Raw genomic sequence first — 13,766 nt, forward strand, 5'->3', positions numbered from 1 at the left:
GAATCCTATTACTTACCCTGTTCCCGTAATGCTTTATCGTAGGCTTGTTCGTATACTTCCCAAAACAGTTTCTCAAAGCCTTGCTGACGTGTTGAAGTCAATTCTCGATAGTAATTTTCATACATTCGCCAAGCCCAGGATGGATCCATGTCTTGCCGTTCATTACTGCGGCGATAATTTTCAAAACGAGCCAATAACATTTCGGGTGAGAATGCCTGTAAGATTGCAGATAACGCACTAATGATAGCCATTTTGTTTGCTTCATTATGAATGAGTAAATTATTTAAACATTCAGATACAGCAGCAGGCGCAGCTAAATGAACAGGGCTTTTTTGATTCCCAAATAAAATGTCCATTGTGGCTGGATAATCTAAGTTTAAACGTAAGGGATTATCCTCAATAGGGCGTAGGTGTTTATCTGATAAACTACTTTGAGCTTGCTGTAAACGTAATAGACCATCAACTGTTGCTTTTAATGTGCTTCCTATCTCACTTAGAATATCATTGATGTCTTGGCTATTGTTTAACGGTATTTTCGTATCCATTTCTCGTAGCAAAGGAGAAATAGTTACATATGCATTTTCAATATATTCGGATTTTTGATGTTGTTCAGGTTGTGGTAAATCAATAAAGTTTGATGAAGACATGGTAGCGCGTCCTATATTTGAAGAGGTAGCCGAAGAGTGAGTAAATGGACTTTCATTATTTAATAATCCTGTGGAGGAAACTGTTGGATCATCATTAGATAAGGCTGATAAAGGATCTAGACTTTTATCCTCTTTGAGGAAATTATTTGTTTTATTCTGAGGGGAGGAGAATTGTTTTTTATCTCCGATTAGGTGTTTTAAATGATCTTGCGTACCGATAATTTCTACTGGTTCTAGAGCGAGAGATTTAAGATCCACATCTTTTTCATTTTCAATATAAACTTTAATCTCTATATTACCAATGGTGATGATGTCACTTTTATTTAATCTAATAAAACCAGAACGAGAATTTATCATACTTCCATTGATCGAAACCTCATTCTTACCGGTGACTTGGAAGCAATAATGGTTATCTCGCCATTCAACTCTAGCCTGGTCGGGCTGAATGTTATTCTTGGTATCTTGAATAACCCACAGATTATTCTTACTGCTACCTAGCGTTCCTCCATTGTAATCAAAAATAAAATAAGCCTGACAGCCACTCTCTATATTTGCAGAGTTTGTTACTTTCAGGATTAGAGTCTTATTGTCTCCGCTTATCATTTTATTGCTCCATACCAATTTGTGTTAGTTTTTTTACTGATAATAATAAAAAAACTAAAAATAGATTTAACAACTAAAGAAGAGGCTGCCTATAGGAAAAGCAAAATACAGACACCCTGCTTAAACCTCGGACGTAAAACATTATATAACTAAATATGTTTTTGTGGAATCTTTCATCTTAATGAATAAATACAAAGTCGAGCATCGTTTAGCTTGCATTGCATATATAAACTATGCTGAAATAATGTTCAATCTATATAAGCATAAGGAACGCCATTATGCAACACTCAAATTTAATTTCTTCTCCAAAACGTTGGTCTATTACGCCGAAAGGCAAAAATCCTGCTCATATTGGTGCCTCTGTGCTACACCCTGATGGTTCAGTTGGCCAGGTTGTGGGAGGGCAATCTACTGTTACCTTTGGTGGCAAAGCGGCGGCTTGTATTGGTGATAAGGTAGAATGCCCAGGACATAGTGGTGTAATTATCGCTGGAGCAAAAACCGTCTCAATTGGTGGTAAGGCCTTAGCCCGAGAAGGGGATAAAACCAGTTGTGGCGGGGTGATTATCAATGCCTTTCCAACCATAACCGTTTATGATACAAGCAAAATTGTTCATGGGAAAACTACAGAAGAGGGAAATGTTGAGCTAAAAATCTCGCTATACCAATCTTCACATGCCGAGCAAGCCGCTTATGCAGGAGTACCTTACCTTGCAAAAGTGGACAATGTTGAAATTGGCCGTGGCATTATTGATGACAAAGGAGATATTTATCTCGAGATAAAGAAACAAGCACAAGTGATTGAAATACAGCTATCAAATGGTCTTGCCTTTCTATTAAATCGAGAAGATAACCCACATAATGGCAAACCGCTTGCTCACCCTACCAGCCACTTTCCCCATTCAACGGAGTTTCACGATGATTATCGACATTCTTATCAGACATTGATTGAGGAGGATTGAAATGAGCGAATTATCACCTTGTCGCATTACGCTATCAATTGATGCACGACAGGTTAATGCCGCTGACAATTGGTTTTTGAAAGAGCCTCAAGATGCTCAAGCCATACCTGTGGATGCTACCATTCAGCCTTTAATTAATGGACAAGAAGCATTTGAATGTTTATTTCAACGGATTAATGCAGCAAAACACTCTGTTGAGATTGCGATTTGGGGCTTTCAACCTTCAATGTTTTTTCAACGTGATGGCACATCCCCTTGCATTGGCGATTTACTCATTCAGAAAGCTTTGGATAACGTGAAAGTCAAGGTGTTGGTTTGGAGTATGAAGAAATATTTTCAAACCTTTAGCGATGCAAATTTAGGCAATCTGCCTTATTTAGCGCCGATACAAAAGAAAGGGGAGCCAGAAGTTACAGAGGCACAAAAGTATTATGATTTTTACTGGTATATGGCGGTGCAAGGGAATGGTATTCAGCGACCAGCGACTATTCCTGATTATTTCCGCCAAGCCTATGATAATTTAGAGCAGTTTTGTCGAGAGAAAAAATATGCCTATTTACAATATAAAAACCGCCTTGTTCGACAAGCCTCTTCCATTAAGTATTTAGATGAAGCACTTTCACCACCGACTAAAATAGCACTTTCTTTTTTTCCGAGTCATCATCAAAAACAAGTATTAATTGATTATGAACACCCTACGCAGGCGGTTGGGTTTGTGCTAGAGCATAATATGGTGGATAACTATTGGGATACTCACACACACCAATTTATGCGAGCAACGGCAACGCCTGACCCAGCCTATGAGTATCCGCCTTTAGACGCGCCCAACTTAGGCAAAAATGTTCAAACGCCGTTACAGGATGTTTCCGCCCTTGTCACAGGGCAAGTGTTGTGGAATCTCAATGAAAATTTTCTGCAATCGTGGAATCGCAATCAAGATAATTTTACGCTGAATTACTATAACAACGCACGGTCTGAACAAAGCCAACAGGTTGATGAAGCGACATTGGCCACATTTACGCGAGAGAAGACACTTGTAGCGAAAGATTTCCCCTGCCGTAGTGAATTAGGGGCAAAAGTAAAAGCACAAATTTTACGCACTTACGACACGCCCAAAGTGGAAGATATTAAGCAAATGTATTTGCAGAATATCAAAAAGGCGACCAGTTACATTTACACAGAAAATCAATATTTTCGTTTTCCGCCGTTGGTCGATAGTTTTATAGAAATGTGGCGAAAGCAGAAACAAGATGGGCGAACGCCTCAACATCCTATTCATTGGTTTGTGGTGACTAATTCAACAAAAGCAGGCTTAGGGAGTGGCATGGAAAGCACCCAGCGAATGTTCCAGTATTTAGGACGCGGTGAGCAACTGCCTAAAATGATGAAAGTGTTTGGTGAGGTGAGTGAAAAAGACATCAAGCAAGCTTATCAAAAAGAGCTGGCACGCCAGCGACGCTTAGATACTACCAAACAGTGCCTACTGGAGAAGAATTATACCAATTCGCAGCAGTATAAAGCGGATGAAATCCGTTTTTTCCGCTTACATCAGCAACAACAAGCGCAACAAGCACAGGATGATGCAATGACTGCAGAGCAAGCTTATGAACAATTCGCTGCAGAAGTTGGGATTAAAACCCATATTTGCACCCTAGTGGCGATGAATTCCAACCCTAAACAATGGCAGGAGGTTTATGTTCACTCAAAAGTCACCTTGATTAATGATGTCTTTTTATGCATTAGTTCTGCGAATCTGAATACCCGCAGCATGCAGGTGGATACGGAATTAGGCATTATCACCGAATGTCGTGCGGTGGCTACCCAATTACGCACGGCATTATGGGCAATGCACACGGGGGGCGAGCCAGAGGCGAATCCAGCGGATTTAGTGCATTATCGTGATGCGGCGAAAGCATATAAAAAGTGGGGTAGTATGCTAGATACAAATCAAAAGTTAGAACAGGAAGAACAACTGCCAGAGTATCCTTTACGTCGCTTTTTAAACACACAATTTAGCTTATGGAGTTTTGATTAATGAACCGAAATATTACACGCGGGCTTATCCCGATTATCTGTTTTTTACTCAGTGCCTGTGCCAAAGGAGGAAGTATGTTTTCACAAGCTGAACTACAACAACGTCTTGATGTGGACTGCATTCATGAAGTTTTACCGCCCATTCCATCTGACACCGAAAGCCTGTATCAATACGCGCGTTATCATGATTTACACCGCTTATGGAAAGGAAAAATCGGTGGTTGGAATGATTTAGCAAAATACTACCGCATTGCTGCTGCAAACGGGAACTACAAGGCCAATAAACGTTTGCAATACTTGCTCTATTCTAATCGGATTATCACAGAAAATAATAAAAAAGAGGTTATCAACCTCAATGAACAGTTAGAAAAACTGGCACCCGCTTCCGCCTATTATGGCTACTTTGTGTATTTAAGCAAAGGCTATGGTGTGAAAGTATTCTCATCTGGAGAGTATAGCTATTTACGCAAAGCGGTAGATTTAGGCAACAAAGAGGCGCAATATGCGATGGCTGAAATTTTAGGTCAAATCAAAGATGATAAAAGCTTTCAGTTGCGCAGCCAGCTTTGGAGAAAACTTTATCAATGCGCTTCTGATCAAAGAATGGGGAAAGCATCTCTGTCACTTGGTATTATTTCTCAGATTTACGGAATGTATGATAAAGCGCTCAATGTTTATCAGCAAGGAGTAAGAAGTGGCAGCGCACAATCTGCTTTGAGACTCTATTATGGATTTAGGGATGCAGTTCCTCCTGAGAAAAAATATGATTATTTACCTATTTCTCGAGATCCGGAGCGAGCGAAACGCTATGAAATGATTGAGAATTATCTTGATGTTTATAGTTACTTGCAACCCACCGTCCCTGACCTTGATGAGATCGTTCCCTTACCCCCAGCCAAACTTCCACCTTGGGACGGTAAAATCGCTTTCCAACGTTGGTTTGAAGGCCCATCACCACAAAAACCAAGCGATGAGTTAATGCAAAAACTCGCTGAAAAAGCAGGGCTTGATTGGCAAACTGGATTGCCGTTGAAAAAATAAGGGAAAAACCACCGCACTTTTAACTTAGGGCAGAAAAAAGTGCGGTGGAAAATTAAGGCGGATTTATGGTTTTTGTTTAAGCATCACTGTTCTATTTTTATCCTAATGTAGCGAGGTATGACTAATGAAGCACGCTTGTTTAAAAATATTTTGGTTTATTGCCATTGCTGTTCCCGTAAGTTTTGTCTTATTGATTAAGTATTTAGAATGTAACCCTATTTTTATGGGCGGAGGGCCGAGTTATCGGCCAGAACGTTGTACCGCCAAAGAAAAAGCACAACAAAAGGAAAATGCTATGCAGAAAATGGAACAACTTGCCGCTTTAGAGTTTAGCTGTGTTCACGAAGAGAGACCACCAATCCCCGAAGAAATCCAACAGCTTTACAACTATGCCCTTTATCAAGATTTACACAAAATGTGGACAGGGAAAGCAGGGGATTGGAATGAACTTTTGCCTTATTACCGAATTGCTGCTGCCAATGGGGATTATAAGGCTAATGTAAGGTTGCAATATTTATTAGAAACCAACCGAGCCTTAACCTCAAAGAGCTATGATGAGGTACATAGTTTGAATAAGTTATTAGCGAAATCACTTCCGGCGACAGCATATTATAAGCTTTATGGACATCTAGATATTGGTTTTGGTGTCACCACCAAAGAAAAAGACGGTAAATATGCCTATTTAAGAAAAGCAGCGGATTTAGGTAGTCGAGAAGCGCAATATGTGGTAGCAGAAATGCTTGAAAATATTGAAGATGAGAATGAGTCTAAAGAGGTATTCCAATACAGGTTAAAACTGGCAGAACAATTATTGCAATGCGCCTCAGAACAAGGCCTAGGTGCTGCCTCTAAATCATTAGCTCTTGGTTTTAAAATTGATAAAAGATATTCTGAAGCGGTGAGAGCATTCCATCAAGGGGTAAAAAATGGTTCTTCATCCTCAGCTCATCGATTAGCTTATGGATTTGATGGTAAGCGAAAGAATGATGGTGAAGATATTGATTTTCTAAATCTGCCAGAGGATATAGAGCGTTCAGTAAGATATAAAATGATACAGAATTATTTGTCAACGAAAGACTATCTCCAACCTAAAGTCCCCGATCTTGATGAAATCGTCCCCTTGCCTCCAGCTAAACTCCCACCTTGGGACGGTAAAATCGCTTTCCAACGTTGGTTTGAAGGCCCTTCCCCAGAAAAACCAAGCGATGAATTAATGCAAAAACTCGCTGAAAAAGCAGGGCTTGATTGGCAAACTGGATTGTCGTTGAAAAAATAAGGGAAAACCACCGCACTTTAAATTATCATCGTTAATTATAAGGAAACCCATTATGCAACACTCAAAATCAACTTCCTCTCCACAACGTTGGTCTATTATGCCGAAAGGAAAAAAAACTGCTCATATTGGTGCCTCTGTGCTACACCCTGATGGTTCAGTTGGCCAGGTTGTGGGAGGGCAATCTACTGTCACCTTTGGCGGCAAAGCGGCGGCTTGTATTGGTGATAAGGTAGAATGCCCAGGACATAGTGGCGTGATTATCGCTGGTGCGAAAAGCGTTTCCATTGGCGGTAAGGCCTTAGCCCGAGAAGGGGATAAAACCAGCTGTGGTGGGGTGATTATCAATGCCTTTCCAACGATTACTGTGTATGACAGCACAAAAACCGTGCATGGCAAAAGTGTCGCTGGTGTTAAAGAGATTCGATTAAATTTAATGGAATCGGCACATTCTAAGCAGAGTGCTTATGCTGGAATGCCTTATAAAGTGATGATTGAACAGCAAGAGATTGGGCAAGGTGTTATTGATGAAACCGGCTCGCTTTATTTTGAAGTGAAAGACACAGACAAAGAAGGCGAAATTGAGCTAGGCAATGGGCAACGGTTTCATTTGCAATTAATTGAGGAAATAGACCTTGCTAGTACATTAGATAAACAAGGGTATCCGACAGAGCAAGCTCAAGATAACGAGCTTGCTGATTATCACCAAGTATTAAAGGATAACTAAGATGTCAAAAAACCGCTATCCAACCATTGTTATTTCAAAGGCCACAGGCCAAGGGTCGTTAAACCAAAGTTGGTTTTTACGGCAAGATGTCTGTAACGAGATGGGGGCGGAAAGGCCGGTGATTGTTCAGCCACCACCTGCAACACCGGCGACGTTTCAGCCATTGATTAATGGTCAAACAACTTTTGAAACTCTGTATGATTTTATCGCTAAGGCAAAACATTCTATCGACATTGCAATTTGGGGTTTTCAACCTTCTATGCTTTTTAAGCGAGATGGGGAATCTCCTTGCATTGGCCGATTATTGATACAAAAAGCCGTAGAAGGCAGAGAGGTTAAGGTTTTAGTATGGAGTATGTGGATAGACTTCCAAACCGTAAAAGGATTGGGAGAGGCCAATTTAGGAAATGCACCGGGGTTAATGCCTTTCCAGCAAAAAGGCAAAGCATATCAGAGCGAGGCTCAGCGCGCTTATGATTATTGGTGGTATCGTGCAGTGGCGGGCAAGATAGGAGAAAAGGATTTAGCCGAGTTAAACCGATTAAATGAAGTTTATTCGGAAACGGTGTTTAGAGGGGCTTTTACAGAACTTTATGGCTTTAGTTTCAGTGAGTATCGTGTGAAATTGCAAGTGAAAAAACGCAGTGTGAAAAGCCATTTTAATCATTATCCTGAGGCCAGTGCGTTGCCTGTTATGAACCGGTTCGTATTATATGTTTCCCCCTCTCATCATCAAAAGACCGTGCTGATTGATTATATTGACCCACCTAATGCAGTGGGATTCGTATTAGAGCATAATATGCTTGATGAGTATTGGGATGAAAGTACTCATTACAGCCGCCCCTCTGCACCACATACACAACGTAATGCTCCGATACCGTTACAGGATGTCTCTTCTTTAGTAACCGGAAAGGTATTGTGGGATATCAACCATAATTTTTGCCAATCTTGGGATAGAAGTGATAGCCGTAATTTGGTGGGATGGGTTGACCGAGAGGCAAGGGAAGCCTACAACACCTCTTTGGCCTCAGATAGACGAAGAAGTGTGCTAACGCGAGATTCGTTTGCCCCACGTCCTGAGCTGGGTGAATTAATTATGGCGCAAATCTTACGCACTTATGATAATCCGAAAGAAGAACATATCCGAGCGATGTATTTGGAGAATATCAAAAAGGCGAGCCATTTTATTTATACGGAAAACCAATATTTTCGCTGGACAGAATTGGTGCGTGCGTATCAATCCCATTGGCAGCGATTGAAAGACAATGGGCGAGAGGTCAACCAACCGTTATATTGGTTTGTGGTGACCAATTCCAGTGATGCGGGAATTGGTAGTGGAACCTATAACACCTATCAAATGCTCAAGCTATTGGGGCGAGAGGATGTGTTACCGGGGGTAAGCACCCAATTGGATAGTGACAACTTAAATGATGGCGATTATACCAAATATGATGATTATCGAAAGAAAAGGCAAGAGCTAGAAGAGCAGCTTGAAACCTTAACTGCACAAGAGGAACGTGGGCAAGGCGGAGAGGCGGTTGCCCAGAAAAAAGCAGCAGTTTTAGAGGAATTATCGGCATTAACTGAACAGGAACAACAGGCGATTCAGGCACAATATGAAGAGATGAAACAACTCAAACGCGAAGTCAGTGATGAAGTGGGGATTCGGACGCATATTTGCACGCTAACCTCAATGGATGCGTGGCAAGAGGTGTATATTCATTCGAAAGTTACGATTATTGATGATGTGTTTACCTTTATTGGCTCAGCCAATCTGAATACCCGCAGTATGCAGGTGGATACGGAGTTGGGGATTATTTCGGAGTGTCAGGCTGTAGCAAGGGCATTGCGTTATGATTTATGGAATTTACATACTAATCATAATCCTAAAGCAAATCCACATGAAATGAATCGCTTTAATACTACAGAGGCAGTCTTTCAGATTTGGGAGGATTTAATGAGGAAGAATTTTAATGCTAAAGTGAGAGATGAACTACCTCACCAACCCTTATGTGAATTTTTACGTTTAACCACAGAAATTTCGAGGTCAGACTAATGAAACCAATCAAAAAACTTGTATTACTCAGTCTTATTGCCAGCTTGTGTGCGTGCCACACAGTGGCCTCAACCAGTAAGGATAAGCCGATGCAAAAAACCAACAGTATTTTAGATAATCTCACCTTTGAGTGTAAACATGAAGTGCGTCCATCTATTGATAAAGAAGTACATAGCCTCTATGACTATGCCCTTTATCATGATTTACACAATATGTGGCGGGGCAAGAAAGGTGATGAGGTCTGGCAAAATATGGCGGTGTATTACCGTATTGCTGCTTACAATGGTGATTATCAGGCGAACTTACGCTTGCAATGGTTATTGGAAACCAAACGTGTGGTGGTGAAAAAACCACAAACAGAAGTGTATCACTTAAATAAAGAACTGGAAAAAACCTTACCTGCCACAGCAATGTATAAACTTTACTACCATCTTGATAGCAACTATGGGGTAAAAACTACCCCAGGGGGGAAGTTTGCGTATTTACGAAGAGCTGCTGATATGGGGAGTCGAGATGCACAATATGATATAGGACAGCTTTTAGCGTTGCTTAATGATAAAAATACCTTGCGATTTAGGTTAGAACTGCGGGAACAATTACTAAAATGTGCAGCGACGCAAGGGCAGGCAGAAGCAGCTGGATGGCTAGGAATATACTATGAATCAGATAAAAAGTATCAAGAGGCTATTAAGATATATCATCAAGGCGTCAAAGTGGGTAGTTATCAATCAGCTCTTAGCTTAGCAGAAGGATTTAAAGTAGGTGCTCCGGGAGAATATATGTATCTGGGGGGAAATGTAGATCTTGAGCGTTCAACACGTTATCAAATGATCAACAGTTATTTATTTAGATACTACTTCTTAAAACCCACTGTCCCTGACCTTGATGAAATCGTTCCCTTACCCCCAGCCAAACTTCCGCCTTGGGACGGTAAAATCGCTTTTCAACGTTGGTTTGAAGGCCCTTCACCGCAAAAACCAAGTGATGAGTTAATGCAGAAACTGGCTGAAAAAGCAGGGCTTGATTGGCAGACAGGTCTTCCGTTGAAAAAATAAGGGAAAAACCACCGCACTTTTAACTTATGGCAGAAAAAAGTGCGGTGGAAAATTAAGGCGGATTTATGGTTTTTGTTTAAACATCACTGTTCTATTTTTATCCTCATGTAGCGAGGTCAGACTAATGAAATCAATCAAAAAACTTGTATTATTCAGTCTTATTGCCAGCTTGTGTGCGTGTCACACAGTGGCCTCAACCAGTAAGGATAAGCCGATGCAAAAAAACAACAGCATTTTAGATAATCTCACTTTTGAATGTAAACATGAAGTGCGTCCACCTATTAATAAAGAAGTACATAGCCTCTATGACTATGCCCTTTATCATGATTTACACAATATGTGGCGGGGCAAAAAAGGTGATGAGGTCTGGCAAAATATGGCGGCGTATTACCGCATTGCTGCCTACAATGGTGATTATCAGGCGAACTTACGCTTGCAATGGTTATTGGAAACCAAACGTGTGGTGGTGAAAAAACCACAAACAGAAGTGTATCACTTAAATAAAGAACTGGAAAAAACTTTACCTGCCACGGCGATGTATAAACTTTACTATCATCTTGATAGCAATTATGGGGTAAAAACTACCCCTGGGGGGAAGTTTGCGTATTTACGAAGAGCAGCTGATATGGGGAGCCGAGATGCACAATACGAGATTGGGCAAATATTATTTAGGCTTCAAGATCCAGGCACTTTACGATTTCGATTAGATTTGAGGGAGCAGTTATTAGAATGTGCGTCTAATCAAGGTCAAGGAGATGCGGCAGAATGGTTAGGTATTTATTATAATTCTGATAAAAAATATAACAAGGCTATAGGATCTTATCATACAGGAGTCAAAGCGGGCAATCAACCATCTACATTCCGTCTATCTCTTGGATTTAGAGAAACTAATCCTAAAGATTCGTATTATCTAGGCGGTAAAATAGATCTAGAACGCGCCACACGCTATAAGATGATCGATGATTATTTATTTAAATACTACTTTTTAAAACCCACCGTCCCCGATCTTGATGAGATCGTTCCCTTACCCCCAGCCAAACTTCCATCTTGGGACGGAAAAATTGCGTTTCAGCGTTGGTTTGAAGGCCCTTCGCCGCAAAAACCAAGTGATGAGTTAATGCAAAAACTGGCTGAAAAAGCAGGGCTTGATTGGCAGACTGGATTGCCGTTGAAAAAATAAGGGAAAAACCACCGCACTTTTAACTTAGGGCAGAAATAAAGTGCGGTGGAAAATTAAGGCGGATTTATGGTTTTTGTTTAAGCATCATTGTTCTATTTTTATCCTAATGTAGCGAGGTCAGACTAATGAAACCAATCAAAAAACTTGTATTATTCAGTCTTATTGCCAGCTTGTGTGCGTGTCACACAGTGGCCTCAACCAATAAGGATAAGCCGATGCAAAAAACCAACAGTATTTTAGATAATCTCACCTTTGAGTGTAAACATGAAGTGCGTCCATCTATTGATAAAGAAGTACATAGCCTCTATGACTATGCCCTTTATCATGATTTACACAATATGTGGCGGGGCAAGAAAGGTGATGAGGTCTGGCAAAATATGGCGGTGTATTACCGTATTGCTGCTTACAATGGTGATTACCAAGCGAATTTACGCCTACAGTGGCTGTTGGAAACCAAACGTGTGGTGGTGAAAAAACCACAAACAGAAGTGTATCACTTAAATAAAGAGTTAGAAAAAACTTTACCTGCCACAGCAATGTATAAACTTTATTACCACCTTGATAGCAACTATGGGGTAAAAACTACCCCAGGGGGGAAGTTTGCGTATTTACGAAAAGCAGCGGATATGGGAAGTCGAGATGCACAATATGATATAGGACAGCTTTTAGCGTTGCTTAATGATAAAAATACCTTGCGATTTAGGTTAGATCTGCGGGAACAATTACTAAAATGTGCCGCAACGCAGGGACAAGGAGATGCCGCAAAGTGGTTAGGGATTTATTATGAATCAGATAAAAAATATCACAAAGCAATTAAAGCCTATCATCAAGGTGTAAAAGCGGGTAATCAGCAATCCGCATTTAAGCTATATCAAGGATTTGATAAAAGCGAGAAGCATCCATTAAATGAGGGGGGGGCTCAAGATCTTGAGCGTTCTGTAAGATATAAAATGGTTAAAAGTTATCTTTCTAAATATTATTTCCTCAAACCCACCGTCCCCGATCTTGATGAAATCGTTCCCTTACCGCCAGCCAAGCTTCCCCCTTGGGATGGTAAAATCGCTTTTCAACGTTGGTTTGAAGGCCCTTCACCGCAAAAGCCAAGCGATGAGTTAATGCAAAAACTGGCTGAAAAAGCAGGGTTAGATTGGCAAACTGGATTGCCGTTGAAAAAATAAGGGAAAAACCACCGCACTTTTAATTTAGAGCAGAAAAAAGTGCGGTGGAAAATTAAGGCGGATTTATGGTTTTTGTTTAAGCATCACTGTTCTATTTTTATCCTAATGTAGCGAGGTCAGACTAATGAAATCAACCAAAAAACTTGTATTACTCAGTCTTATTGCCAGCTTGTGTGCGTGTCACACAGTGGCCTCAACCAATAAGGATAAGCCGATGCAAAAAACCAACAGTATTTTAGATAATCTCACCTTTGAGTGTATTGGAAACCAAACGTGTGGTGGTGAAAAAACCACAAACAGAAGTGTATCACTTAAATAAAGAGTTAGAAAAAACTTTACCTGCCACAGCAATGTATAAACTTTATTACCACCTTGATAGCAACTATGGGGTAAAAACTACCCCAGGGGGGAAGTTTGTCTATTTGCGTAAAGCAGCGGATATGGGGAGTAGGGAGGCGCAACTTAATCTAGGACAGACATTAGCATTAATTAAAGATGATGCCACACTAAAATTTCGTCTAGATTTAAGAGAGCAATTACTGAAATGTGCAACAACGCAGGGGCAAGGTGAGGCCGCAAAGTGGTTAGGAATTTATTATGAATCTGATAAAAAATATCAAGAAGCAATTCAAGCCTATCATCAAGGTGTAAAATCGGGCAATCAGCAATCTGCATTTAAACTATACCAAGGATTTGATAAAAGCAAGAAGCATCGCCTAAATGCGGGAATTATCCAAGATCTTGAACGATCAAAACGCTATGAAATGATTGGCGATTATTTATTTGATTATGATTTTCTAAAACCCACCGTTCCCGATCTTGATGAAATTGTGCCTTTACCCCCTGCCAAACTTCCCCCTTGGGACGGCAAAATTGCCTTTCAACGTTGGTTTGAAGGCCCATCACCACAAAAACCCAGTGATGAGCTAATGCAAAAACTGGCTGAAAAAGCAGGGCTTGATTGGCAAACTGGATTGCCGTTGAAAAAATAAGGAAACCATTATTTTATC

At 40.6% G+C, this 13,766-nt stretch carries 11 protein-coding genes; 10 read left to right on the forward strand and 1 reads right to left on the reverse strand.

The genetic code is table 11. The annotated features are described in order from the left end of the window. Nucleotides 1-8: 8 nt before the first annotated feature. Nucleotides 9-1,250 (reverse strand): type VI secretion system-associated FHA domain protein TagH, encoded by a 1,242-nt coding sequence (gene tagH, locus ACLS0A_RS06340; protein WP_250349949.1) that lies wholly within the window; start codon nt 1,248-1,250, stop codon nt 9-11. A 278-nt stretch (nt 1,251-1,528) separates the two neighbouring features. Between tagH and ACLS0A_RS06345 the strand changes: the two genes are divergently transcribed. From ACLS0A_RS06345 to ACLS0A_RS06390, 10 genes are all read left to right on the forward strand, one after another. Next, nucleotides 1,529-2,212, forward strand: a complete 684-nt coding sequence (locus tag ACLS0A_RS06345; RefSeq protein ID WP_416083147.1) for a PAAR domain-containing protein — start codon at nt 1,529-1,531, stop codon at nt 2,210-2,212. A 1-nt stretch (nt 2,213) separates the two neighbouring features. Next, nucleotides 2,214-4,247 (forward strand): phospholipase D-like domain-containing protein, encoded by a 2,034-nt coding sequence (locus tag ACLS0A_RS06350; RefSeq protein ID WP_416083148.1) that lies wholly within the window; start codon nt 2,214-2,216, stop codon nt 4,245-4,247. A 74-nt stretch (nt 4,248-4,321) separates the two neighbouring features. Beyond that, nucleotides 4,322-5,287 carry a DUF6396 domain-containing protein gene (locus ACLS0A_RS06355; RefSeq protein WP_416083149.1) on the forward strand — a complete coding sequence of 322 codons (966 nt, stop codon included), beginning with the start codon at nt 4,322-4,324 and terminating at the stop codon, nt 5,285-5,287. Between the two features lie 124 nt (nt 5,288-5,411). After that, nucleotides 5,412-6,563, forward strand: a complete 1,152-nt coding sequence (locus tag ACLS0A_RS06360) for an SEL1-like repeat protein (RefSeq protein WP_416083150.1) — start codon at nt 5,412-5,414, stop codon at nt 6,561-6,563. Nucleotides 6,564-6,615: 52 nt separating this feature from the next. Continuing rightward, nucleotides 6,616-7,287 carry a PAAR domain-containing protein gene (locus ACLS0A_RS06365; RefSeq protein WP_416083151.1) on the forward strand — a complete coding sequence of 224 codons (672 nt, stop codon included), beginning with the start codon at nt 6,616-6,618 and terminating at the stop codon, nt 7,285-7,287. Nucleotide 7,288: 1 nt separating this feature from the next. Beyond that, the gene (locus ACLS0A_RS06370; protein ID WP_416083152.1) at nt 7,289-9,343 is read left to right on the forward strand and encodes a phospholipase D-like domain-containing protein; all 2,055 of its coding nucleotides are present in this window, start codon (nt 7,289-7,291) and stop codon (nt 9,341-9,343) included. Continuing rightward, a complete protein-coding gene (locus ACLS0A_RS06375; RefSeq protein ID WP_416083153.1) occupies nt 9,343-10,398 on the forward strand; it encodes an SEL1-like repeat protein in 1,056 nt (351 codons plus the stop codon). The genes ACLS0A_RS06370 and ACLS0A_RS06375 overlap by 1 nt, the downstream gene beginning before the upstream one ends. Before the next feature lie 124 nt (nt 10,399-10,522). Then, the gene (locus ACLS0A_RS06380) at nt 10,523-11,578 is read left to right on the forward strand and encodes an SEL1-like repeat protein (RefSeq protein ID WP_416083154.1); all 1,056 of its coding nucleotides are present in this window, start codon (nt 10,523-10,525) and stop codon (nt 11,576-11,578) included. A 215-nt stretch (nt 11,579-11,793) separates the two neighbouring features. Next, nucleotides 11,794-12,756 carry an SEL1-like repeat protein gene (locus tag ACLS0A_RS06385; protein WP_416083155.1) on the forward strand — a complete coding sequence of 321 codons (963 nt, stop codon included), beginning with the start codon at nt 11,794-11,796 and terminating at the stop codon, nt 12,754-12,756. 260 nt (nt 12,757-13,016) lie between these two features. After that, nucleotides 13,017-13,748 carry a DUF6396 domain-containing protein gene (locus tag ACLS0A_RS06390; protein ID WP_416083156.1) on the forward strand — a complete coding sequence of 244 codons (732 nt, stop codon included), beginning with the start codon at nt 13,017-13,019 and terminating at the stop codon, nt 13,746-13,748. The last annotated feature ends 18 nt before the right edge of the window (nt 13,749-13,766 follow it).

The sequence above is a fragment of the Avibacterium volantium genome, from assembly GCF_049366555.1.
GTDB classification, from domain to species: Bacteria; Pseudomonadota; Gammaproteobacteria; order Enterobacterales; family Pasteurellaceae; genus Avibacterium; species Avibacterium volantium_A.